At 66.5% G+C, this 23,974-nt stretch carries 20 protein-coding genes; 15 read left to right on the top strand and 5 right to left on the bottom strand.

All coding sequences use genetic code 11. From position 1 onward, the window contains the following. Positions 1 to 73: 73 nt before the first annotated feature. Together EF834_RS06855 and rpmB are read right to left on the bottom strand one after the other, a co-directional pair. Entirely contained in the window at positions 74 to 868 is a 795-nt protein-coding gene (locus tag EF834_RS06855; RefSeq protein ID WP_127946451.1) for an enoyl-CoA hydratase/isomerase family protein, read from the bottom strand. Positions 869 to 1,056: 188 nt separating this feature from the next. Next, positions 1,057 to 1,248, bottom strand: a complete 192-nt coding sequence (gene rpmB, locus EF834_RS06860) for a 50S ribosomal protein L28 (RefSeq protein ID WP_127914308.1) — start codon at positions 1,246 to 1,248, stop codon at positions 1,057 to 1,059. 391 nt (positions 1,249 to 1,639) lie between these two features. Between rpmB and EF834_RS06865 the strand changes: the two genes are divergently transcribed. From EF834_RS06865 to mutM, 10 genes are all read left to right on the top strand, one after another. After that, the gene (locus tag EF834_RS06865) at positions 1,640 to 3,343 is read left to right on the top strand and encodes a DAK2 domain-containing protein (protein ID WP_127946732.1); all 1,704 of its coding nucleotides are present in this window, start codon (positions 1,640 to 1,642) and stop codon (positions 3,341 to 3,343) included. Positions 3,344 to 3,488: 145 nt separating this feature from the next. Continuing rightward, positions 3,489 to 5,744, top strand: a complete 2,256-nt coding sequence (gene recG, locus EF834_RS06870) for an ATP-dependent DNA helicase RecG (protein ID WP_127946452.1) — start codon at positions 3,489 to 3,491, stop codon at positions 5,742 to 5,744. A 174-nt stretch (positions 5,745 to 5,918) separates the two neighbouring features. Continuing rightward, positions 5,919 to 9,326: a pyruvate carboxylase gene (locus EF834_RS06875; RefSeq protein ID WP_127946453.1), complete on the top strand. Its 3,408-nt coding sequence runs from the start codon at positions 5,919 to 5,921 to the stop codon at positions 9,324 to 9,326. A 57-nt stretch (positions 9,327 to 9,383) separates the two neighbouring features. Further along, on the top strand, positions 9,384 to 9,950 hold the full coding sequence (gene rsmD, locus EF834_RS06880; protein WP_127946454.1) for a 16S rRNA (guanine(966)-N(2))-methyltransferase RsmD: 567 nt from the start codon (positions 9,384 to 9,386) through the stop codon (positions 9,948 to 9,950). Beyond that, positions 9,947 to 10,441, top strand: a complete 495-nt coding sequence (gene coaD / locus EF834_RS06885) for a pantetheine-phosphate adenylyltransferase (RefSeq protein ID WP_127946455.1) — start codon at positions 9,947 to 9,949, stop codon at positions 10,439 to 10,441. The genes rsmD and coaD overlap by 4 nt, the downstream gene beginning before the upstream one ends. A 106-nt stretch (positions 10,442 to 10,547) precedes the next feature. Continuing rightward, the gene (locus EF834_RS06890; protein WP_127946456.1) at positions 10,548 to 11,303 is read left to right on the top strand and encodes a DivIVA domain-containing protein; all 756 of its coding nucleotides are present in this window, start codon (positions 10,548 to 10,550) and stop codon (positions 11,301 to 11,303) included. A 164-nt stretch (positions 11,304 to 11,467) separates the two neighbouring features. Continuing rightward, the gene (locus EF834_RS06895; protein ID WP_127946733.1) at positions 11,468 to 12,034 is read left to right on the top strand and encodes a YceD family protein; all 567 of its coding nucleotides are present in this window, start codon (positions 11,468 to 11,470) and stop codon (positions 12,032 to 12,034) included. A 2-nt stretch (positions 12,035 to 12,036) separates the two neighbouring features. Continuing rightward, on the top strand, positions 12,037 to 12,219 hold the full coding sequence (gene rpmF / locus EF834_RS06900; protein WP_127946457.1) for a 50S ribosomal protein L32: 183 nt from the start codon (positions 12,037 to 12,039) through the stop codon (positions 12,217 to 12,219). A 16-nt stretch (positions 12,220 to 12,235) separates the two neighbouring features. Next, complete coding sequence (rnc, locus tag EF834_RS06905) at positions 12,236 to 13,018, top strand: ribonuclease III (protein ID WP_127946458.1); 783 nt, start codon at positions 12,236 to 12,238, stop codon at positions 13,016 to 13,018. A 24-nt stretch (positions 13,019 to 13,042) separates the two neighbouring features. Continuing rightward, positions 13,043 to 13,903 carry a bifunctional DNA-formamidopyrimidine glycosylase/DNA-(apurinic or apyrimidinic site) lyase gene (gene mutM / locus EF834_RS06910; RefSeq protein WP_127946459.1) on the top strand — a complete coding sequence of 287 codons (861 nt, stop codon included), beginning with the start codon at positions 13,043 to 13,045 and terminating at the stop codon, positions 13,901 to 13,903. A gap of 4 nt (positions 13,904 to 13,907) precedes the next feature. Here mutM and EF834_RS06915 read toward each other — a convergent pair whose 3' ends face one another. Further along, positions 13,908 to 14,288 (bottom strand): MarR family winged helix-turn-helix transcriptional regulator, encoded by a 381-nt coding sequence (locus EF834_RS06915; RefSeq protein ID WP_127946460.1) that lies wholly within the window; start codon positions 14,286 to 14,288, stop codon positions 13,908 to 13,910. Positions 14,289 to 14,506: 218 nt separating this feature from the next. Between EF834_RS06915 and EF834_RS06920 the strand changes: the two genes are divergently transcribed. Next, a complete protein-coding gene (locus EF834_RS06920; RefSeq protein WP_408014481.1) occupies positions 14,507 to 15,862 on the top strand; it encodes an MFS transporter in 1,356 nt (451 codons plus the stop codon). On the opposite strand, the gene EF834_RS06925 is transcribed toward EF834_RS06920, so the two are convergent. Continuing rightward, entirely contained in the window at positions 15,804 to 16,364 is a 561-nt protein-coding gene (locus EF834_RS06925; RefSeq protein WP_127946462.1) for a gluconokinase, read from the bottom strand. The two genes, EF834_RS06920 and EF834_RS06925, sit on opposite strands and share 59 nt — an antisense overlap. A 40-nt stretch (positions 16,365 to 16,404) precedes the next feature. Next, on the bottom strand, positions 16,405 to 17,799 hold the full coding sequence (locus EF834_RS06930; protein WP_127946463.1) for a GntP family permease: 1,395 nt from the start codon (positions 17,797 to 17,799) through the stop codon (positions 16,405 to 16,407). A gap of 151 nt (positions 17,800 to 17,950) precedes the next feature. On the opposite strand from EF834_RS06930, the gene EF834_RS06935 reads away from it, so the two are divergent. The 4 genes from EF834_RS06935 (at position 17,951) to EF834_RS06950 (ending at position 23,789) form a co-directional block, all read left to right on the top strand. Next, the gene (locus EF834_RS06935; RefSeq protein WP_127946464.1) at positions 17,951 to 18,688 is read left to right on the top strand and encodes a FadR/GntR family transcriptional regulator; all 738 of its coding nucleotides are present in this window, start codon (positions 17,951 to 17,953) and stop codon (positions 18,686 to 18,688) included. 371 nt (positions 18,689 to 19,059) lie between these two features. After that, positions 19,060 to 21,591, top strand: a complete 2,532-nt coding sequence (locus EF834_RS06940; protein WP_235871030.1) for a sensor histidine kinase — start codon at positions 19,060 to 19,062, stop codon at positions 21,589 to 21,591. Next, entirely contained in the window at positions 21,588 to 22,268 is a 681-nt protein-coding gene (locus EF834_RS06945) for a response regulator (protein WP_127946466.1), read from the top strand. Before EF834_RS06940 ends, EF834_RS06945 begins: the two co-directional genes overlap by 4 nt. Positions 22,269 to 22,349: 81 nt before the next feature. Further along, the gene (locus tag EF834_RS06950) at positions 22,350 to 23,789 is read left to right on the top strand and encodes an alanine/glycine:cation symporter family protein (protein ID WP_127946467.1); all 1,440 of its coding nucleotides are present in this window, start codon (positions 22,350 to 22,352) and stop codon (positions 23,787 to 23,789) included. Positions 23,790 to 23,974: the final 185 nt, after the last annotated feature.

Consider the following 23,974-nt stretch of genomic DNA (forward strand, 5'->3'; position numbering starts at 1 on the left):
AGCGGGGGACCGCGCGGGATCCACGACTGTGGCCGTCGCTGCCGGCCTCGGGTCCGGCAGCGACGGGGCCCGCTCAGGCGTTGCGGACCGAGGAGAAGTCGGGCCGGCGCTTTTCGACGAACGCGTCCACACCCTCACGACCGGTGGGGCTGTCCGCGGCGGCGGAGATGGACGCAGTCTCGGCGTCGAGTTGCTCCGACAGCGAGTTGGTGCGGCTGCTCTTGGACAGCTTCTTGATGCCCGCGTAGGACGCGGTCGGGCCGACGGCGAGAGTGCGCGCGATGCGTACGGCCTCGTCCCGGATCTGGTCATCCTCGACCAGGCGGCTGAGCAGGCCCAGTCGCACCGCTTCCTCGCCGTTCAGTACGGCGTCGGTCAGGAGGATCTCGCGGGCTCGGGAGGCTCCGACTATGCGAGGCAGTGTCCAGGACATGCCGCCGTCCGGGGTGAACCCGATGGTTGGGTAGGCGGGGCGCAGCTTGGTGGACGCACCGCCGATCGCGATGTCGGCCAGGCACACAATGCTCATGCCGGCACCGGCGGCCCATCCGTTCACGGCTGCGACCACGGGAACTGTCGTGTCGTCGAGTGCGCGAACGAACTCATGGAATGCGCCGGCGACCTCACCGACGTATTCGCCGCGGCGCTCGGCTGCCGCGAACGCCCGAACGTTGCCGCCGGCGCAGAAGTTCGCTCCCTCACCGACGAGGAGTACCGCTCCGATGGCGGAACCCCCTTCGCGTAGTGCAGAAGTAGCCTGGGTGATTTCGTCGACGTCGAGGGCGGTTGCGTTGGCGGCGGTGGCCACGGCCACGCGCAGTACGCCGTCCTCGATCCGGACATTGCTGGGTGCGTCTGTTGCAGTCACGTGGAGCACATTATCCGTCCACCCCGGTGGAGCCTGTTCCCACCTGGCTGGTTCCGCTCCCACCCACCGACAGGGCCCGGACTCGGGACGGCGCACGAGAGCCCGGAACGCACGAGAACTCCGAAGACAACTGAACCCCGACACCAACAGTGTCGGGGTTCAGTGGAGAACGGTCCGCGTAGGCTGAATCAGCCGCGGACGACCTTGCCGGCCTTCAGGCAAGAGGTGCAGACGTTCAGCTTCTTGGTGTTGCCGGGGGCAACCTGAGCGCGAACGGTCTGGATGTTCGGGTTCCAGCGACGATTGGTACGCCGGTGCGAGTGCGAGACCGACTTACCGAAGCCGGGGCCCTTGGCGCAAACGTCGCAGACGGCAGCCATAGTCGCGAACTCCTCGTGATAGTCAAACATTGTTTTGGGCGGCCTTCGAACACGCGCAACGCAGCTGCTCGTGCGAGGCAACCCGACAAGATTAACCGCTGCCGCCTCGATTGGCCAAATCAGGCCAGATCACCGTTCGTGTCACCCAAGGGGACACCTCGAACCTCGTCCCAGACTCGATCGACTGACTCGATCGACTGACTCGATCGGCCGACCCTATCGACCGTGCCCTCCCCGACGTGTCGCGGGACCATTGGGGTGTCCGTGGTCCCCGCTAGGCTTGCTGATTGAGATCGACGTCCCCGCAGGGCGTCGGTTCGATGGTCACGCAGGGTCGGCAATCGTGCTAGATCGGTGGTCGCGCGAGGTCGGTGAGGAGGAGGACGGGCGGGTGCTCGAGGTCGCGGAGACGGTGGATGGTCTTGCGCTGCGCCGGTGGGCCCACACGTGCATCACCGGTCTCGAGGATCATTGCGACGAGATCAACGACCTCAATGTGTTTCCCGTCCCCGACGCCGACACCGGGACCAACCTTCTGGCGACCATGCGGTCCGCGGTGTGTGCGGGGGAATCCGTCGGTGAAGACGATGGTGCTGCGGCCGTCGCCAAGGCGCTCGCGCGGGGCGCGGTCTCGGGTGCCCGGGGGAACTCCGGAGCGATCCTGTCCCAGGTGCTGCGCGGGTTTGCTCGTGGACTCGAGGAATCGGCGACGCCCGAGATCCTCGGCGGTACGGGTCTGCGGTCGGCGTTGCGCTACGCGACAGACCTGGCGCTCGCCGCGGTGAGTGTGCCGATGGCCGGGACGATCGTGACGGTCCTCGAGTCCGCCGCGGACGCGGTCGAGGCGGCTGAACCGAACGCGTCGCTCACCCAACTGGTGCGGGTGGCGGCCGACACCGCCGCCGAGGCGCTGTCGCGGACACCCAAACAGCTGGATGTCCTCGGTGCGGCCGGAGTGGTCGATGCCGGTGGACTTGGGCTGGTGGTGATCCTCGACGCCCTGGTTGAGACCGTCACCGGTCATACACCCGAACGCTCGTCACTGGCAACGCGTCAGGGCACATCACTGCCGACGTGCCAGGGGGAACGCGGATCGGACACCGGTCATGTTTACTCGGCGCCTCACCTTGCTCATGAGGTTCCTGGTCAGGACTACGAGGTGATGTACCTCGTCGCCGCCGACGACGGAAGCATCTCGACGCTCCGTGCACGACTCGGTGAACTCGGCGACTCGGTCGTCATTGTCAGTGACGGCGGCGATGATGCCGGTGACAGCGACGACGGCGGCGCCAGCGCCGGCGCCATGTGGTCGGTGCATGTGCACTGTGCGGACGCGGGGGCCGCCATCGAGGCCGGGCTCGCCGCCGGGCGGTTGTCCGACGTGCGGATCACATGCTTCGTGCTGGACGCGTCGCGGTCGGCGGCGGCGGCCGGGCGCGGCCCGCGTGCCATCCTGTCGGTGGTGGAGGGGGAGGGGTCGGCCGAACTGTTCTCCCAGGAGGGCGCGCAGGTGCTGCGCTCCTACGGCGCGATCACCCCGGCGCAGCTTCTCGCCGCTATCCGCGGCACCGGGCGGCGTGAGGTGATGGTGCTACCCAACGGCGCCTTGCCCGCACAGGACCTCGTCGCGGTTGGTGCGCAGGCACGGGGCGACGACCGGGAAGTCGTGTTCCTGCCGAGTTCGTCGACGGTTCAGGCCCTCGCGGCACTCGCCGTGCATGACCCGGACCGGATCGGCGTCGACGACGCGTTCGCGATGTCCGAGGCCGCGGCGGCGACCCGGTGGGGATCGCTGCGGATCGCTGACGAGCGCGCGCTGACCTACGTCGGTACCTGCGAACCCGGGGACGGCCTCGGGCTCGTCGGCCATGAGGTTGTGGTGATCGACCCGGATGTGGTGGCGGCGGGCTGCCGTCTCGTGGAACTCGTCCTTGGAGCTGGCGGCGAACTCGTGACGATCCTGCTGGGCGCGAAGGCGACGGACGAACTCGGAGAACGGGTGGCTGCGTACATCAGCTCCCGCAACCCCGGCGTCGAGGTGGTGGTCTACCGGGGCGGTCAGAGTCGCGACCTGTTGCAGTTCGGGGTCGAGTAGAAGGCGGAGTGGATGGCGGTGACGGTGGTTAGAGGCACGCTGGTTAGAGCGCTGGTTAGAGGCACGCTGGGTACAGGCACGCCGGTTGGAGGCATAGGGCGTAGCGGGCGAGTGTTCGAACCGTGGGCGGTCAGGGGAGTCCGACATGGCGACGCTGACTGATCGACTCGACCACTTGTTGGGAGCAAAGACGGCGGACGCGCTGGTCGATGCCTTCGATATCCACACGGTCGAGGACCTGCTGCGGCACTACCCGCACCGCTATGCGGCACAGGGGCGGGAGCTGACCGAGAAGGATCCCGAAGAGGGCTCCCACATCACGATCATCGCCCGGGTCGTCAAGGCCGACGTCGTGAACATGAAGAGCCGGCGTGGGCAGATGCTCAAGGTGGTCCTCGCGGCCGAATCGCAGAGCGTCGATGCGACGTTCTTCAATCCGCACAAGGTCAAGCACGCGGTCCGCAAGGGCGCCAGGGCCATGTTCTCGGGAACCGTCAAGTACTTCCGCGGCAAGTGGAGCCTGACCCACCCGAGCTATCTGATCCTGCCGGAGCCGGCGGAGGGCGAGGATCAAGTCGTCTCCTTGGCGCACGTACGGGGCGCGGGAGAACTCGCCGGAATGGCACGTGCCACCCAGGAGTCCGGTTCCGGCGTGGACATGTCGATCTTCAATCGGGAACTGATTCCGCTCTACCCCGCGACGCGCGAGATCGAGAGCTGGACCCTGCTTCGTTGCGTTCGGCAGGTCTTCGACCAACTCGACAAGGTCGAGGACCCGTTGCCGCGCGCGGTGCGAGATGAACACGGCTTCGTCGGCCTTGACGAGGCATTGCGCATGGTTCATCTGCCCGACACCCGTGACGACGTCGCTCGGGCACACGAGCGGCTGCGCTTCGACGAAGCCGCCGCGCTGCAGTTGGTATTGGCCAGGCGTCGCCGAGACGTCGCCGCTCGTGCGGCTCCCCAGTGCCCACCGAAACGCGACGGATTGGCCGCCGAGTTCGACCGTCGGCTGCCCTTCGAGCTGACCGACGGTCAGAAGCAGGTGGCGCAGGAGATTTCGAACGACCTGGCCGAAGCTCACCCGATGAACCGGCTACTGCAGGGTGAGGTCGGATCGGGCAAGACAGTCGTGGCGCTGCGGGCGATGCTTCAGGCCGTGGATGCCGGCTATCAGTGCGCAATGCTCGCACCGACCGAAGTGCTTGCGGCGCAACATGCCCATTCGCTGCGGGAGATGCTGGGGCCGCTCGGGATCGCAGGCGAGCTGGGCGCGGAGAACGTCGCGACGAAGGTGACCTTGCTGACGGGGTCGATGCCGGTCGCGGCCAGGAAGGCAGCTTTGCTCGACATCGTGTCCGGTGACGCCGGCATCGTCATCGGCACGCACGCGCTGATCCAAGACGAGGTGACGTTCTTCAACCTCGGGTTCGTCGTGGTCGACGAGCAGCACCGGTTCGGCGTCGAGCAGCGCGACGAGCTGCGTTCGCGGGCACGTGACGACCTGAGTCCGCACGTGCTCGTCATGACCGCGACTCCGATTCCGCGCACGATCGCGATGACGGTGCTCGGCGATCTGGAGACGTCGGCCCTGCGACAGCTGCCGAAGGGACGCGCGCCGATAGTGAGCAACGTCGTCGCGGCCCGGCAGAAGCCTCAGTGGGTGGCGCGAGCCTGGGAGCGGATCCGGGAGGAGGTCGTCGACGGTCGGCAGGCATACGTGGTGTGTTCGCGGATCGGCGACGGCGAGAACGAGGCGGATCTGCGCGGCGCCGGCAAGGAGCCGCCCGAGACGACATCGGCGGTGGACCTGTTCGACCAGCTGCGGAATGGGCCGATGCGGGACCTGCGACTGGGGCTGCTGCACGGTCGGCTGCCGGCGGACGAGAAAGACGCGGTCATGCGCGACTTCAAGGCCGGCGCGATCGACGTACTGGTGTGCACCACTGTCGTCGAGGTCGGCGTCGACGTACCGAATGCCACCGTGATGGTGCTCGTCGATGCCGATCGGTTCGGGGTGAGCCAGCTCCACCAGCTTCGTGGACGGGTGGGCCGTGGCAGCCATCAAGGCCTGTGCATCCTCATCACCGACATGAATCCGGGTTCGCCGGCGTTCGAACGGCTCACGGCGGTCGCCGGCACCAACGACGGCTTCGAGCTGGCGCAACTGGATCTACGACAGCGGCGGGAGGGCGACGTCCTGGGGTCGGCGCAGTCAGGCACCGCAACGACGCTGCGGCTGCTGTCGCTGCTCGAACATGAAGATGTCATCGAGGCGGCTCGCGAGTTCGCCCGCGATGTCACCGACGCCGACCCGGATCTGACCGAGCACCCCGGGCTCGCCGCTCTGGTGGCCTCTGCGCTCGATGCCGAACGCATCGAGTTCCTGGGGAGGTCTTGAAGTCCTCTCCGGCCTGCGCCGACCGGGTGCGAGGTCCTGTCCCGTCGTTCTTCCCTGGTTTGCAAATGTGACAATTTCACACGTCAGCTGGGCGATTTGTGAAGTTTGCAAAGTGTCTGTTTCGGCCAAGGGTCGGTACCGCACAGTGGCCCGGAACGCGGTACTTTTCTTGCCATGTTCACCAAAGTCCTCGTCGCCAACCGCGGCGAAATCGCGATCCGTGCCTTCCGTGCGGCCTACGAACTGGGTGCTGGAACGGTGGCGGTGTTCCCATACGAAGACCGCAATTCGGTGCACCGGTTGAAGGCCGACGAGTCGTATCAGATCGGTGAGGTCGGACATCCGGTCCGTGCGTATCTGTCGGTGGAGGAGATCGTCTCGGCCGCCGAGCGTGCCGGCGCAGATGCGATCTATCCCGGCTACGGATTCTTGTCGGAGAACCCGGACCTTGCGGCAGCGTGCGAGGCGAAGGGGATCACGTTCGTCGGTCCGTCGGCCGAGGTGCTCGAGTTGACCGGGAACAAGGCGCGGGCGATCGCGGCGGCGAAGGCGGCGGGTTTGCCGGTGTTGGCGTCGTCGGAGCCGTCTTCCGATGTGGATGCGCTGCTCGCAGCGGCCGAGGACATGGAGTTCCCCGTGTTCGTCAAGGCGGTCGCCGGCGGCGGCGGTCGTGGCATGCGCCGGGTCGCGGAGTGGTCGGGGTTGAGGGAAGCGATCGAGGCTGCCTCGCGGGAGGCCGAGTCGGCGTTCGGTGACCCGACGGTGTTCCTCGAGCAGGCGGTGGTCGATCCGCGCCACATCGAGGTCCAGATTCTCGCCGACGGTGACGGCAACGTGATCCACCTGTTCGAGCGGGACTGTTCGTTGCAGCGTCGGCACCAGAAGGTGATCGAGTTGGCGCCGGCCCCGAATCTGGATCCCGAGCTGCGGGATCGGATCTGCGCGGACGCGGTCGCCTTCGCCAAGCAGATCGGCTACCGATGCGCGGGCACGGTCGAGTTCCTCCTCGACACCCGCGGCAACCACGTGTTCATCGAGATGAACCCGCGGATCCAGGTCGAGCACACGGTGACCGAGGAGGTCACCGACGTGGACCTGGTGCACGCGCAGTTGCGGATCGCCTCAGGTGAGACCCTTGCGGATCTGGGCCTGTCCCAGGAATCGGTCACGATTCGCGGCGCGGCGTTGCAGTGCCGGATCACAACCGAGGACCCGGCAAACGGATTCCGGCCGGACACCGGTCGGATCACCGGGTACCGGACCCCGGGCGGCGGCGGTGTGCGCCTCGACGGCGGCGCTAACCTCGGTGCCGAAGTCGGCGCCCACTTCGACTCGATGCTCGTCAAGCTGACCTGCCGCGGCCGGGATTTCGGCGCCGCCGTTGCGCGCGCCCGTCGCGCGGTGACCGAGTTCCGCATCCGGGGTGTCTCGACGAACATCCCGTTCCTGCAAGCAGTCCTCGACGACCCCGACTTCCGTGCCGGACGCGTGACGACCTCGTTCATCGAGGAGCGTCCCGAGTTGCTGACGCTGCGTAGCTCCGCCGACCGTGGCACGAAGATCCTCAACTACCTCGCGGACGTGACCGTCAACAAGCCGCACGGTGAGCGGCCGACGGCGGTGTACCCGCACGACAAGTTGCCCAGTATCGACCTCGATGCGGCCCCGCCGGACGGAACGCGGCAGAAGCTGCTTGCCCTCGGGCCCGAGGGATTCGCGAAGGCGCTGCGCGAGCAGAAGGCACTCGCGGTCACCGACACCACGTTCCGCGACGCCCACCAGTCGTTGCTCGCGACCCGGGTGCGTACGTCCGGACTGCTCGGCGTCGCCGGCCACGTCGCCAGGATGACGCCGGAGCTGTTGTCGCTCGAGGCATGGGGTGGCGCGACCTACGATGTCGCGCTGCGGTTCCTGCACGAGGACCCCTGGTACCGCCTGGCCGCCCTGAGGGAGGCCGTGCCGAACATCTGCCTGCAGATGCTGTTGCGTGGACGCAACACCGTCGGCTACACGCCCTACCCGGAGAAAGTCACCCGAGCCTTCGTCGAGGAGGCCGCGGCGACTGGTATCGACATCTTCAGGATCTTCGACGCCCTCAACAACGTCGACCAGATGCGCCCCGCGATCGAGGCAGTCCGCGAGACCGGAACCACCGTCGCCGAGGTCGCCCTCTCCTACACCGGCGACCTGGCCAACCCGAACGAGAATCTCTACACGCTCGACTACTACCTGCGCCTGGCTGAGGAGATCGTCGAGGCCGGCGCCCATGTCCTGGCGATCAAGGACATGGCCGGCCTGCTGCGTGCCCCCGCCGCCGCCAAGCTCGTGTCGGCGTTGCGTAGTAACTTCGACCTGCCGGTGCACGTGCACACCCACGACACCCCCGGCGGCCAACTCGCGACCTACCTCGCGGCTTGGCAGGCAGGCGCCGACGCCGTCGACGGTGCCGCCGCACCGCTGGCCGGTACGACCAGCCAGCCCGCCCTCTCGGCGATCGTCGCGGCTGCGGCGCACAGCGAGCACGACACCGGCATCGACCTGAACGCCGTGTGCGACCTCGAACCGTACTGGGAGGCGCTCCGAAAGGTGTACGCACCGTTCGAGACGGGCATCCCAGCACCCACCGGACGGGTCTACACCCACGAGATCCCCGGAGGCCAGCTGTCGAACCTGCGTCAGCAGGCGATCGCTCTCGGTCTCGGCGACCGCTTCGAGGAAGTCGAGTCGAAGTACGCCGCTGCCGACCGCATGCTCGGCCGTCTGGTAAAGGTCACCCCGTCGTCCAAGGTCGTCGGCGACCTCGCACTTCATCTCGTCGGTTCCGACGTCCCGGTCGACGACTTCGCCACGGACCCCGCCAAATTCGACATCCCCGACTCTGTCGTCGGATTCCTTCGCGGCGAACTCGGCACCCCGCCCGGCGGATGGCCCGAGCCGTTCCGCGCCAAGGCGCTCGAGGGCCGCGGTCCCGCCAAGCCGGAGACCCCGCTCACGCCCGATGATCGCAAGGGTCTGTCGGGTTCGTCGAAGGATCGCCGGGCCACCTTGAACCGGCTGCTGTTCCCCGGTCCCGCAAAGGAATTCGAAGCACACCGAGAGAAGTTCGGCGACACGTCACAGCTGTCGGCCAACCAGTTCTTCTACGGCCTGCGTCGCGGCGAGGAACATCGCGTAAGGCTGGACAAGGGCGTCGAGCTGCTCATCGGGCTCGAGGCGATCTCCGAACCCGACGAACGCGGCTACCGCACCGTCATGTGCATCCTCAACGGCCAACTGCGCCCGGTGTCGGTGCGTGATCGGTCCATCGCGAGCGAGGTGCCTGCTGCCGAGAAGGCCGACAAGGACAACCCCGGGCACATCGCAGCGCCGTTCGCCGGGGTCGTCAGCCTCGTCGTCACCGAGGGACAGCAGGTTTCAGCGGGCGACACCGTCGCGACGATCGAGGCCATGAAGATGGAGGCGGCCATCACCGCGCCGCGCAGCGGTATCGTCACGCGCGTCGCCATCGCTGGCGCCTCGCAAGTCGAGGGTGGCGATCTCCTCGCCGTCGTTTCGACCAGGGAGACCGCCGGCAACGAATGACCCGGCAACGAATGGCCGGGAAACGAATCACAGTGAGCGACTGGACAGGATTGCAGCGTGACGAGAATCGTCGCCGGTCGGGCCGGGGGCAGGCGTTTGAAGGTGCCCGCTAGCGGGACCCGACCGACGCCCGAACGGGTCCGTGAGGCCCTGTTCAGTTCGCTCGACAGCCGAATCGACCTCGAGGGCGCCACAGTGCTCGACCTGTACGCAGGTTCTGGCGCCCTCGGGCTCGAGGCGCTCTCACGCGGTGCCGAGTACGTCCTGCTCGTCGAGTCCGACGTCAAGGCCGCCGCGGTCATCAAGCAGAACATGACCGCGGTCGGTCTGTCCGGCGCGGCGGTGCGCACCGCCCCGGTCGCGGCCGTCGTGGGTTCGGTCGCCGAGCTCGAGTTCGACATCGTGCTGGCCGATCCGCCTTACGCGGTCACCGGAGACGACGTGACCGCGGCGCTGGGCGCGCTCGTCGCGAACGGCTGGGTGGGGGAGGGCTCGATCGTCGTGGTGGAGCGGTCGTCGCGCTCTGCCGAGACGTCCTGGCCCGACGGGCTGCAACCGGAGCGCGTCAAGCGCTACGGCGAGACCAGGATCGAGATCGCTACCTGCTACGGTCTGGATTCATGACTGGCGCCGTCTGCCCTGGATCCTTCGACCCCGTGACCAACGGCCATCTGGACGTGATCGGACGCGCTGCCGCGCTGTTCGACGAGGTCGTCGTGACCGTCATGGTGAACAAGAACAAGAGCGGTCTGTTCACCGTCGACGAGCGCATCGAGATGCTCGAGGACGCCACCAGCCACCTGGGCAACGTCCGTATCGCCGCGTGGCAAGGGCTGCTCGTGGATTACGCGAAGTCGCAAGGGATCACGGCCATAGTCAAGGGGCTCCGTGGCGCCAACGACTTCGACTACGAACTGCAGATGGCGCAGATGAACCAGAAGCTGTCGGGAGTCGATACCCTCTTCATCCCGACCAATCCCACGTACAGCTTCCTGTCCAGTTCACTGGTCAAGGAGGTGGCGACGTTCGGCGGCGACGTCGCGGACATGGTGCCTGAAAAGGTTCATACCCGGCTGACTGCTCGGCTCGCAGAGCGGGCCGCCGAGAAGTCCTGAGAGTCCTCCGAACCGACACACCGGCCGCCGCGGCGGCCAGGCCGCGGCGGCTGGGGCAGACTTAAGTTCCAGCACGAGCAATGGCAACTGACGATTGGGGTTGTGCGTGTACCGGGTATTCGAGGCACTCGACGAGCTTGTCGCGATCGTCGAGGAGGCGCGTGGGGTTCCGATGACAGCGGGGTGCGTCGTACCGCGGGGTGACGTCCTCGAGCTTCTCGACGACGTGCGGGACGCGATCCCGGGCGAACTCGACGACGCGCAGGACGTGCTCGACCATCGCGACAAGCTGGTCGGGGATGCCCGGCAGAACGCGGAGCAGACCGTTTCGAGCGCGAATGCGGAAGCGCACGAGACGATCACCGATGCGCGTGAGAACGCCGACCGGATCCTCGCCGACGCCAAGGATCAGGCCGACCGCATGGTCGCCGAGGCGCGCTCGCATGCGGAGCAGTTGGTTCTCGACGCTCGCGAGGAGGCGGACTCGACCGTCGCCGAGGGGCAGCGGGAGTTCGACTCGCTGACCTCCCGCGCCCGCGCCGAGTCCGACCGGATGATCGAGTCGGGCAAGGCATCGTACGAGCGGGCCGTGGGGGACGGCCTCGCAGAGCAGGAGCGACTCGTCTCGCAGACAGAGGTTGTCCAGGCCGCACATGCGGAGTCGGCGCGTGTCATCGACGCTGCTCACGCAGAATCGGACCGCCTGCGCTCCGAATGCGACCTGTACGTCGACACCAAGCTCGCGGAGTTCGAGGACTTCCTCAGCGGCACCATCCGGTCGGTGGGCCGCGGACGTCAGCAACTGCGGACGGGGAGCGGGGTGCCCGACTACGACGCCGGCTACGGCGGCCGCCACCGCTGATGGCTGTCCGTTTTCGCCCTTTTTCGCCCGGGACCAGCAGTTTTTGTCTGGGCACCGTGATCGCGTATCGTGGACTGGTTGCCCGTTCCACGTTCTTCTGAAAGAGAATTCCGGTGTCTTCCCATCGTCACGGCTCCTCGCGCCCGACTCGCGACGAGGGCTTCGTGCTCGACACGCTCTCACTGGGCCGCGGTCCCGGTTCGATGCGCACGGTTTCACGGGTGGTTCCAGCGCCTTCTCGTGTAGGTCTCGACCTCATCGGGATCGAGAAGGGGACGGACGTGGAATTCGATCTGCGGCTCGAGGCCGTGTCCGAGGGGGTCCTCGTGACCGGCTCCGTTCGAGCCGACGTCGTGGGCTCGTGCTCGCGGTGCCTCGAACCGTTCGACGATTCGGTGGATCTCCACCTCACCGAGCTGTTCGCGTACCCGGACAGTGCGACCGAGGAGACCACCGAGGAGGGCGAGGTCTACCGGATCGTGGACGACGAGATCGACCTCGAGCCGGTGATAGTCGATGCGGTCGGGCTGGAGCTTCCGCTCCAGCCCCTTTGCAGCGACGACTGCGAGGGATTGTGCCCCGAATGTGGCGTTCGCCTGGCGATTGCCGAATCCGGGCATGCTCATGAGACAATGGACCCTCGCTGGGCTGGGCTCGCAGCCAAATTCGGCGCAGGGTCCGATGCCAGCAACGCAACTGCTGATGCCAGCAAGAACAACGAGGAGAAGTAGACGTGGCCGTCCCCAAGCGCAGAATGTCGCGGTCGAACACGAGGTCGCGGCGGAGCCAGTGGAAGACCACTGCGCCCACCCTCATCACCTGCCCGAACCGTGGCTGCGGAGAGAAGACGCTGCCTCACACCGCGTGCCCGTCGTGCGGCACCTACAAGGGCCGTCAGGTAACCGCTGCGGTCTAGTCTGCTCTGTAGCGCTGTGACCAGCAAAAAAAGCAATACGGCACCTGTCGGCGGCGAGGAGGATCATGGATCGCTCCTCGCCGCTCTCGGTGCGCCTCTCGACGAGTCGCTCCTGACGCTCGCGCTCACGCACCGCTCCTACGCATACGAGCATGGTGGATTGCCGACCAACGAACGGCTCGAATTCCTCGGGGACTCGGTCCTCGGCCTCACCATCACCGAACGCTTGTACCTCTCGCACCCTGAGAAGTCCGAGGGCGAGCTTGCGAAGATCCGGGCCAGCATCGTGAACATGCACGCGCTCGCCGAGGTCGCCCGCGGTCTGGGCCCAGGCGGGCTCGGTGCACACCTGCTGTTGGGCAGGGGCGAGGAGATGACCGGAGGGCGCGACAAGCCGAGCATCCTCGCCGACGGCATGGAGTCGCTGCTCGGGGCCGTGCATCTGCAGCACGGCATCGACACAGCGCGCGCGGTGGTGCTCGAGTTGTTCGCCGATCTGCTCGCTCGTGCCCCGAAGCTCGGTGCCGGTCTCGACTGGAAGACCAGCCTCCAGGAACTCACCGCTGAGCGCGGCATCGGGGTTCCGGTATACGAGATCAGTGCAACGGGCCCGGACCACGACAAGGAGTTCACTGCGACCGTCCTCGTCGGTGGAGGGGCGCTGGGTGTGGGCGTGGGCCGCTCCAAGAAGGAGGCCGAACAGAAGGCCGCCAGCACTGCGTGGAGCGCGTTGTCGGAGTCTGCCACCCGATCGTCTTATGCCCCACCCGAGGTCGACGAGCGCGCTGTCGAGCAGTAGTTCGACGACAGAGCGAGACGAACCGTGCCCGAACTTCCCGAGGTCGAGGTCGTCCGGCGCGGTCTCGGCGCGCACGTCGTAGGCCGCAAGATCGACTCGGTCGAGATCCTGCATCCCAGGGCTGTCCGCCGGCACTTGCCCGGATCGGTCGACCTGGTCCGGCGGCTCGAGGACCAGACCATCACGTCGGCCGAGCGCCGCGGCAAGTACCTCTGGCTCGTCCTCGAGCCCAGTGAGATCGCGCTCGTCGTCCACCTAGGGATGAGCGGCCAGATGCTCGTCCAGGACCCCACGGTCGCTGACGAGAAGCACCTACGCATCCGGGCCCGGCTCGACTCGGGAATTGATCTGCGCTTCGTCGACCAGCGCACGTTCGGAGGGTGGGCGCTCGCGGATCTCGTCACCGTCGACGGCAGTGTGGTCCCCGATGCGGTCGCGCACATCGCTCGTGATCCTCTCGATCCGCTCTTCGATGCCAACGCACTCGTGAAAGCGTTGCGCCGCAAACAGACCGAGATCAAGCGCGCCCTCCTGGACCAAACCCTGGTATCGGGCGTTGGCAACATCTACGCGGACGAAGCGTTGTGGCGCTCCGAGATTCACGGCAACCGGCTCGCAGGCAAGCTGAGCGGGCAGCGGCTGCGTCGACTGCTCGACGCCGCCGGGGAGGTCATGCAGGAGGCACTCGCACAGGGCGGAACATCGTTCGATGCCTTGTACGTCAACGTCAACGGACAGTCCGGCTACTTCGACCGTTCCTTGGCCGTGTACGGCCAGGAGAACCTGCCGTGCCGACGCTGCGGGGCGCCGATCCGGCGCGAGAAGTTCATGAACCGTTCGTCGTACAGTTGCCCCAAATGTCAGCCCAGGCCTCGATCCGGCTGACGGATCACGTTGCGTCCGTGAGTCGTTCCGCGAGAACGTCGGCCTGAATCTTCTTGGCGTCGGCGTGGACCTTCCGTCCGGCGGCGGTGACTTCGACGAAGACGCCGCGTCGGTCTGCTTTACAGAGGGCGCGGACGACGAGCCCAGCCTTCTCGAGCCGCGCGACGCTGCGCGACAGTGCGCTCGGGCTGAGGTACATCTCCGCGGCGAGTTCGTTCATCCGCGGGTGGTCGCAGGTGGCGTCCATGAGCCGGTCGAGGGTCTCGAAGTCACTCATGCTGAGACCGTGGGCATTTTGCATCTCACGGTCCAGTTGACAGGCGATCTCGTTGTACTTGCTCGCGAGCGACCGCCACGTGCTACGCAGGTCAGCGTCCGAGCTCATGCCCCGCATGGTAATCAGCATACGAAACTGATGCAAGCGAATTAAATGCAGATGCAATAAGTGCTTGCACAGTGATTGCGTATGCAACTAAGTTAACCGCCGTGACTCTCAACAACACGTCCCCGGAGCTCGCCACCTCGTCGGGCACTTCGGCTCCGGCGACCGACCAGGCCTGGACCCCCCGACTTTGGGGCATCCTCGCCGTCTTGTGTCTCGTGATGTTCCTCGACGGTCTCGACGTATCGATGGTCGGAGTGGCCCTGCCGTCGATCGGTATCGAACTCGGCCTGACCACCACTTCGCTGCAGTGGGTCATCAACGGATACGTTCTGGGCTTCGGCGGTCTGTTGCTGCTCGGGGGACGCACCGCCGATCTCCTCGGCCGCCGCCGGGTGTTCTTGATCGCGCTGGCGATCTTCGCGATCGCGTCTCTGGTCGGTGGACTCGTCGACAACGGAACCCTTCTCATCGCCACCCGGTTCGTGAAGGGGCTCGCCGCCGCCTTCACAGCACCGACGGCGATGTCGATTCTCACCACCACCTTCCGCGAGGGGCCCGCCCGCAATCGAGCCCTGTCGATCTTCTCGGTGTTCGGCGCGAGCGGGTACTCGTCCGGACTCATCCTCGGCGGACTACTCACGAGTGCCGGATGGCGGTGGACGTTCCTGATGCCGGTCCCGTTCGCCGCACTCGCCCTCGTGGCGGGTATCGCGCTCATTCCGCGGGATCGGCCTGCGGACACCGGCGGCCACGACGTTCTCGGAGCCGCAACCTTGGTTGCCGGCATGCTGCTGACCGTCTACGCAGTGGTATCGGCACCCGAGCGCGGGTGGGCGGACCCGCTCACGCTGGGGTCGTTCGTTGCGGCGGCCGCATTGCTTGCGCTGTTCTTCGTCATTGAGAACCGTGTGACGCATCCCCTTGTGCGACTGAGCATCCTGCGGATCGGTGCGATCGTCCGCGCGAACGTCAGCATCATCGCGCTGTTCGGTAGCTATCTCAGCTTCCAGTTCATGATGACGATCTTCCTGCAGTCGGTTCTGGGCTGGTCGCCGCTCGAGATGGCGCTCGGCCTGCTTCCCGCCGGTCTCATCGTCGCGTTCGGTTCGCCGTTCATCGGTCGTCTGGTCGACATGTTCGGGACGGCACGAATGATCATCACGGCTCTGACGTCGCTGAGCCTCGGGTATGTGTGGTTCCTGCTCATGGGCAGCGACCAACCGAGCTACGTCGTGTCGATCCTGCCGAGCGTCTTGCTGCTCGGAGTCGGATTCGCCTTCGGCTTCACCTCGATCATGGCCCAGGCGACGGCCGGGGTCGCGGACCACGAGCAAGGCCTGGCTTCCGGACTGGTGCAGACATCCGCTCAGGTCGGTGCCGCTGTGGTGCTGGCACTGACCACCGCTCTTGTCACGGGAGGCTCGCACGCGGCGAGCAGTGTCGGCGGTGCGGGAATCCAGCAGTTCCAGTCCGGGCTCGTGCTCGTTACGGGGGTCGCGCTGGCCGGACTACTGCTCACCCTGTCTCCGCTCGTCCGCCGTGCGATCTCAGCCGAGGCTCGAGCTGGGCGATGATTTCCGCCGCGAGTTGGCTGGGCGGGTCCCCGATCCCGACGACTATGGCGTCCTCGTCGGGATCGGGCGGTTCGAGCGCCGCTATCTGGGTATCGAGCAGCGACGCCGGCATGAAGTGGTCCAGTCGGGTCGTGAGTCGTTCTGCGATCTGTTCACGCGTGCCGACGAGATGAACGAAGACGACGTGGTCGCCGCGGAGCAGGTCTCGGTAGCTGCGCCTGAGGGCCGAGCAGGTGATGATCCCCGGCAGCCCCTTGTCCGTGTGCTCCTGAACCCACTGCGCGACCCGTTCCAGCCAGGGCCAGCGGTCCTCGTCCGTGAGCGGCTGCCCGGACGCCATCTTCGCGAGATTCGCTGGGGGGTGCAGGGCGTCGCCTTCCTGGAGCTCCCAGCCCAGCGTCCCGGCAATGATTCCCGCGATCGTCGACTTGCCTGATCCCGACACTCCCATCAGCACCACGACGGGAGGTGCCGTCTCCGGAGTGCATTCGCGCGTACTCATGTGCAGCCCACCAACTTCGGCTCGATCATCGGTCCCCTCCTCAGATGAAGGCGCTCAGCGCGAGCACTCCGGCCAGACCGGTCACCGAGATGACGCATTCCATCACGGTCCAGGTCTTGAGGTTCTGCACCACGGTGACACCCAGGTATTCCTTGACGAGCCAGAATCCGGCGTCGTTGACGTGGGAGAGGAACAGGGAGCCCGCCCCGATCGCAAGGACCATCAGCGAAACGTGCGTCGTCGAAAGGCCCGCCGCGACCGGTGCGAGAATGCCGGACGCGGTGACCGTGGCAACGGTGGCCGAACCGGTGGCAACCCGGATGAGGACCGCGACGAGCCAGGCGAGGAACAGCACCGGGAGCATGCTGTCCTGGATGGCGTTGGCGATCACGTCGCCGATCCCGGTGTCGACCAGGACTTGCTTGAAGCCGCCGCCGGCACCGACGATCATCACGATTCCCGCGATCGGCGGCAGCGAACTCTCCAGGGAACCGGCGATGTCCTTGCGGTCCATGCCGCCGCCGCGACCGAGCAGCACCATGCCGACGAGCACGGCCAGGCCGAGGGCTACGACGGGGGTGCCGAGAAAGTCGAGCAACGCCTTGTAGGGGGATTCCGAGTCGGGCGCAACGACGTCGGAGAGGGCTCTTCCGAGCATGAGGACGACGGGCAGCAGGATCGCACAGAGCGTGGCCGTGAACCCGGGGCGCTGACGCTGGGCTGCGGCCTCGGCGCCTTCCAGATCCTCCGGGGTCGTGAAGAGGTCGGGCACGGGGACGTCGACCCATCGCGCCGCGAGCTTGCCGAACAGCGGTCCGGCGATGACCACCGTCGGGATCGCCACCACGATGCCGAGAGCGAGGGTCAGCCCCAGGTCGGCGTCGAGCGCCGACACCGCGACGAGCGGCCCGGGATGCGGGGGGACGAGCCCGTGCATGGCGGAGAGTCCGGCCAGGGTGGGGATGGCGATGCGGATGAGTGACTGCCCTGATCGCCGCGCGACGAGAATGATGACGGGCATCAGCAGCACGAGACCGATCTCGAAGAACATCGGCAGGCCGATCACCGCGCCGACGAGCGCCATCGTCCACGGCAGGGTGCGGGGCCCGGACCGGTTGACCAGCGTGTCGACGACCCGGTCGGCGCCGCCGGAGTCGGCGAGCAGCTTTCCGAACATCGCACCGAAGCCGATGAGGAGGCCGACACTGCCCATCGTCGAACCGAAGCCTTCGACGAAGGAGGCCACAGAATCCGTTGCGCCCAGGCCCGCGCCGACGCCGACACCTACCGCACCGATGGACAGAGCGAGGAAGGGGTGCAGCTTGAGCCACGTGATCAGGACGACGATGACGGCGACGCCGACGACCGCGGCCGTGATCAGCCGCACATCTTCTCCTGCGGTGTCGCTTGCCGCGAGGACGTCGACGGTGCTCATGTCGGTGCTCCGGGTTCGTGGGCCCTGGAAGGCCACTGCATGTGGCTCAGGTCACTGTCTACCACAAATACTACGAATTCACGTATCAGTCGTATTACGTAGGTCTTATTACTGTAGGACTGCCTGGGGTCGGCATGGCACCATCGGGCGCATGGCCAACGCCGAGCTTCTCAAGGACCCCGTGAACCGCCAGTTACATGCATCGCTGCTCAACCGACTGGGTGGCGAGATCGTCGCGGGTGTCGTCCCGCCGGGTACCCGTATCTTGGCCGACGAAATCGTCGCGCAGTACGGGGTCTCGCGAACAGTGGTGAGGGAGGTGGTACGCGTCCTCGAATCACTGGGACTGCTCGCGGTCCGCCGAAGGGTCGGGATCACCGTGCTCGCAGAAGACTACTGGAATTCACTGGACCCGAACGTGATTCGGTGGAAGCTGGCCGGACCACAACGGTTCGAGCAACTGGCGTGTCTGAGCGAATTGAGGTCGGCAATCGAACCGCTGGCGGCCCGGCTGGCGGCAGGCCGAGCATCTGCGGAGCAGTGTGGGGTGCTGACTGCGTCGGTGATCGGGATGTCGTCGACGGCTCGCGCCGCCGACACCGAGGCATTCCTGGCGCATGACGCGAACTTCCATCGCACGTTGCTCGCCGCCTCGGGAAACCCTCTACTGCGTGCGATGTCGGAGATAGTCGTGGAGGTGCTCGAGGGTCGGACCAGGCACTCGCTGATGCCGCACATCGCCGAGTCCGAGGCCATCCACCTACACGGTGTCGTGGCGGCGTCCATTCAGGCGGGCGATGCCGAGAATGCGGAGGAGGCCATGCGGTCGATCGTCGTCGAATCTGCTATGGCCGTGAAGGAATTGAAAGAGGCCCAAAAAGCCCTGTGAGTACTCTCGTTCTTGCGGCCGGGGTGCAAGCGTAAAGATCGCGTCAATGTCGACCTACTCGGGTGTCAGCAGACTGTCAGGAGGGTGTCCACGCGCTCGAAACGGGTGCAGTATTGCAGGTGGGCGTCCGACAACCGACGCCATATTTGGTGCTGACGTGCGGGCACCGTACGCCTGAACTGACGACGAACCCGAAAGAAGAACACAATGGCTGACTTGGCCTTCGTCGTGTTGATCATCGGCGTGTTCACAATCTGCGCGTTGGTGCTGCGTAGCCTGCACTCGAGGCGGGTGCGGTGACCGTTCTCTCGGACCGCCGGGGTTGACCGCACCTGGGTGCGGCACGGCGGCGCCGGGTGAATGATGAGTGTGTGAGTCCCGAACCGACCCGCGCCCCGCGCCGCGGCGAGTTACGGATCTACCTCGGTGCGGCCCCCGGCGTGGGCAAGACCTACGCGATGCTCGGGGAGGCGCACCGGCGCATCGGACGGGGCGCTGACGTGGTCGCGGCATTGGTGGAGACCCACGGCCGTGCCCGCACCGCCGAGCAATTGTCAGGACTCGAAGTCCTCGAGCCGAGGACGGTCCCGTACCGGGGCACCTCGATGCCCGAACTCGACGTCGAAGGGGTAATCGCGCGGCGACCGGCGGTAGTGCTGGTCGACGATCTCGCGCACACCAACACCCCCGGTAGCCACAACGAGAAGCGTTGGCAGGACGTCTGTGAGTTGCTCGACGCCGGCATCGACGTCCTGTCCACACTCAACGTGCAGCACCTGGAGAGTCTCGGCGATGTGGTCGAGCAAATCACTGGGGTAGAGCAGCGAGAGACCGTGCCCGACAAGGTGGTCCGCGAGGCCGCTCAGGTCGAGCTGGTTGATATGACGCCGGAAGCGTTGCGGCGCAGACTCTCCCACGGAAACGTGTACGCCGCCGATCAGGTCGACACGGCGCTCGGGAACTATTTTCAGCACGGAAACCTCACGGCGTTGCGCGAACTCGCGTTGCTGTGGGTGGCGGACCAGGCGGACGCCGCACTTGCGAAGTACCGTGCGGAGAACAAGATTACGGACACCTGGGAGGCCCGTGAGCGTGTCGTCGTGGCAGTGACCGGTGGCCCCGAGTCGGAGACCCTGGTCCGGCGGGCCGGCCGCGTAGCGAGCAAGTCCAGCGCCGACCTCATGGTGGTCCACGTCGTGCGGGGCGACGGTCGCGAGGGCGTGCACGCCGCCGACATGGGCAGGGTGCGCAAGCTCGCCGCCGGCATCGGAGGGAGTGTGCACAGTGTCGTCGGCGATGACGTCCCGACGACGCTGCTCGAGTTCGCCCGCGAGGTCAACGCCACGCAATTGGTGATCGGCACCTCCCGGCGCTCGCGGTGGGCGCGGATCCTCGACGAGGGGATCGGTGCGGCGATCGTCCGGCAGTCCGGGACGATCGACGTTCACATCGTCACGCACGAAGAGGCCGCGCCTCGGCAGCGTGTTTCGATGCCGGGGCGCGGGCACCGGATCCTCTCGTGGCTGGCGGCCGTCGTCGTGCCCGCTCTTGCGGCCGGGCTGATGGCGCTCGTCGACCGTGTGACCGGTCTCGGCGCCCAGAATGCGTTGTTTTTCGTTGTCGTGCTCGCGGTCGCGCTGTTCGGCGGTGTGGGTCCGGCGATCCTGTCCGCGCTCGTTTCGGGGCTGCTGCTCAACTTCTTCTTCACCGACCCGCTCTACAGCTTCACCATCGCCGATCCGGAGAACTTCGTCACCACGATGGTTCTGCTGGTCGTCGCGGTCGCGGTCGGGGTGCTGGTGGACGCGGCCGCGAAACGGGCGCGCGAGGCTCGGCACGCATCGCAGGAGGCCGAACTTCTGGCCCTGTTCGCTGGGTCTGTGCTGAGAGGAGCGGATCTGCCGGCGTTGCTCGAGAAGGTGCGGGAGACGTATTCGCAGACGGGGGTCAGCGTCGTCCGGCGTGGCGAGGGCGTGGTCAGTTCGGCGGGCGTGTCGCCGCCCACCTCGGTAGACGAGGCCGGAACGGTGTGCGAGGCGGGTGCCGGCGAGTACGCGTTGCTCCTCGCGGGTGCCGAACTTGGTGCGCGGGATCGCAAGGTTCTGGGCGCAGTAGCCAATCAGGCGGTTGGACTGATTCGACAGAAGCAGCTCGCCGAGGAGGCCGGAAAGGCGTCGGCGCTTGCGGAGGCCGACCGGTTGCGCCGCTCGCTCCTCTCGGCTGTCAGCCACGACCTGCGCACCCCGCTGGCCGCCGTGAAGGTGGCCGTATCGAGCCTGCGCAGCGCCGACATCGAGTTCTCGCCCCAGGACACCGCTGAACTGTTGGCCACCGTCGAGGAATCGACCGATCAACTGACCGCCCTGGTCGGCAACCTTCTCGACTCTTCGCGGCTCGCGGCGGGCGTGGTCAAGCCGACGCTGCGGCGGGTGTATCTCGAAGAGGTGGTCCACCGGGCCCTCGTCGGTGCGGGCGTCGGAAGACCAGGCTCGGGACGGCGGGGGCGTGACCGTGTGAAAGTCGAGGTGGGAGACGCGGTGGTGATGGCCGACGCCGGACTGCTCGAACGGGTGATTGCCAATCTCCTCGACAACGCACTGCGCTACGCACCCGACGAACCTGTGCGGATCGGCGCGGCGCGGGTCGGAGACCGGATGACGATCACGGTCGCCGACACCGGACCAGGGCTCGCGCGCGGCACCCATGACCAGGTATTCGACGCCTTTCAGCGCCTCGGCGACCGGGACAACACGATCGGGGTCGGGTTGGGTCTGTCGGTGGTGAAGGGATTGGTCGAGGCGATGGGGGGAACCGTCAGCGCGATGGACACCCCGGGTGGCGGTTTGACGATGGCGGTCGAACTGGCTGCCTGCCCGATCGGAGGCGCCGAGGGAGCCAGATGACCCATGTGTTGGTGGTCGACGACGAGCCGCAGATTCTGCGTGCCCTGCGGATCAACCTGAGCGTTCGCGGCTACGAGGTAACGACGGCTTTGACTGGCGCGGCCGCGCTGCGGGCGGCGGCCGACAAGCACCCCGAGGTGGTGGTGCTCGACCTCGGGCTGCCGGACATGGACGGCATCGAGGTCCTGGCGGGACTGCGAGGCTGGTACACGGGGCCGGTGATCGTGCTGTCGGCGCGCACCGACTCGTCTGACAAGGTCAAGGCCCTGGACGGCGGCGCCGATGACTATGTGACCAAGCCGTTCGGGATGGACGAGTTCCTTGCTCGGCTGCGTGCCGCTGTACGACGGGGTGCGGCGGCAGCCGAGACGAGCGAGCCGGTTGTGGTCACAGATTCCTTCACCGTCGACTTGGCCGCCAAGAAGGTAACCCGCGACGGCGCGGAGGTGCACTTGACACCCACCGAGTGGGGGATGCTCGAGATGCTCGTGCGCCACAACGGCAAGCTCGTGGGGCAGCGGGAACTCCTGCGTGAGGTGTGGGGTCCCGCCTACGCCACGGAGACGCACTACCTGCGGGTCTATCTCGCGCAGCTACGCCGCAAACTCGAGAAGGACCCGTCTAAGCCGCAGCACCTGCTGACCGAGACCGGGATGGGCTATCGCTTCCGGGAGTGAACCCAACTTCCGTGTCGGCGTCTACATCTTGCACATGCAGATGTGTTGCACATCATGTTCGTTAAGGTCCATGATCGACGAATGGACGCATCTCTCGATGCTGTCACGAGAATCAACGAGATTTACTGGTACGGCGTGATCGTGCTGCTCGTGGGCCTGGGCGTGTACTTCACGGTGTGGTCGCGGTTCGTGCAGATTCGATTGATTCCCGACATGCTGCGCTCGATCGTCGAACGTGCCGGGACGCTCCCCGACGGCACCAGGGGGATCTCCGCATTCCGAGCTTTCTCCGTCTCGGCTGCCGCCCGCGTCGGTACCGGCAACATCATCGGGGTCGGTCTCGCGATCAGCGTGGGTGGGCCGGGTGCGGTGTTCTGGATGTGGGCGATGGCCGTGGTCGGTGCGGCGACCGCTTTCGTGGAGTCCACCCTCGCCCAGCTGTACAAGGTGCGTGACCGTGACGGATTCCGTGGTGGCCCTGCGTACTACATGCTGCACGGATTGCGGCGACGCTGGATGGGGGTGATCTTCGCAGTCGTCATCACCCTCACCTACGGGTTCAGCTGGAACGCGGTACAGGCCAACGCGATCGTCGATGCGGCTTCGGAGTCGATCGGGTTCGACGGAAGTGGCCCGGCCGCCGCCATCGGGTTGGTGGTTGCGGTGCTGGTCGCCGTAGTGATCTTCGGCGGCTTTCGGCGGATCTCGGCGGTCTCGCAGATCCTCGTGCCTCTGGTCGCGACCGCATACATCGTGCTCGGGTTGCTGGTCGTGGCACTCAACATCGGCGAGGTGCCGCGGATGTTCCAGCTGATCGTCGAGGACGCGTTCGGTATCCGCGAGGTGGTCAGCGGTGGATTCGCTGCGGCATTCATGTACGGGGTCCGCCGGGGCTTGTTCTCCAACGAGGCGGGCATGGGTTCTGCGCCGAATGCCGGCGCCACTGCCGCTGTTTCGCATCCCGTCAAGCAAGGGTTGGTGCAGAGCCTGGGCGTGTACTTCGACACTCTCCTGGTCTGCTCGATCACGGCGTTCATCATCTTGTTGTCGGACCCCGAGTACGGCACCCCGACCGGCGCCTCGCTCACCCAGAACGCACTGGCCGCCGAGCTCGGAGCGTGGACCGTGCACTTCCTCGCGATCGCGATCTTCTTCCTGGCCTTCACCTCGATCATCGGCAACTACTACTACGGCGAGGCGAACGTCGAGTTCCTCACAGGTTCCCCGGGTGTCCTGCGTGGCTACCGGCTGCTCGTCGTGGCGTGCGTGTTCGGCGGCGCCATCGGCTCGCTTCCGATCGTGTGGGAGCTGGCCGACCTGACCATGGGTGTGATGACAACGGTCAACCTGCTGGCGTTGATGCCACTGTCGGGTGTCGCGCTCGCGTTGTTCGCGCACTACTCGCGTCAGCGAGCGCAGGGAATCGATCCGGTGTTCCATCGCGATGAGCTGCCGGAGATCCGCGGAGTTCAGGTGTGGGAGGAGACGGGCGCCGCGCACGGCAGGGTGATTGAACACTGAACAGACTCCCACACCCGCTCCCACCGAACTGTGGGTCGAGCGCACCGGAACCCGCCTCTACACCGGTCGCAGCTCACGCGGCGCCGAGGTGCGCATCGGATCGGAATCGGTCGAGGACGTCATCACGGCCGGCGTACCAGGACCGGGGCGAGTCAGGCGACTGCCGAGATGTCTGAGTACATATA

This window comes from Rhodococcus spongiicola (assembly GCF_004011835.1).
Classification (GTDB): domain Bacteria; phylum Actinomycetota; class Actinomycetes; order Mycobacteriales; family Mycobacteriaceae; genus Prescottella; species Prescottella spongiicola.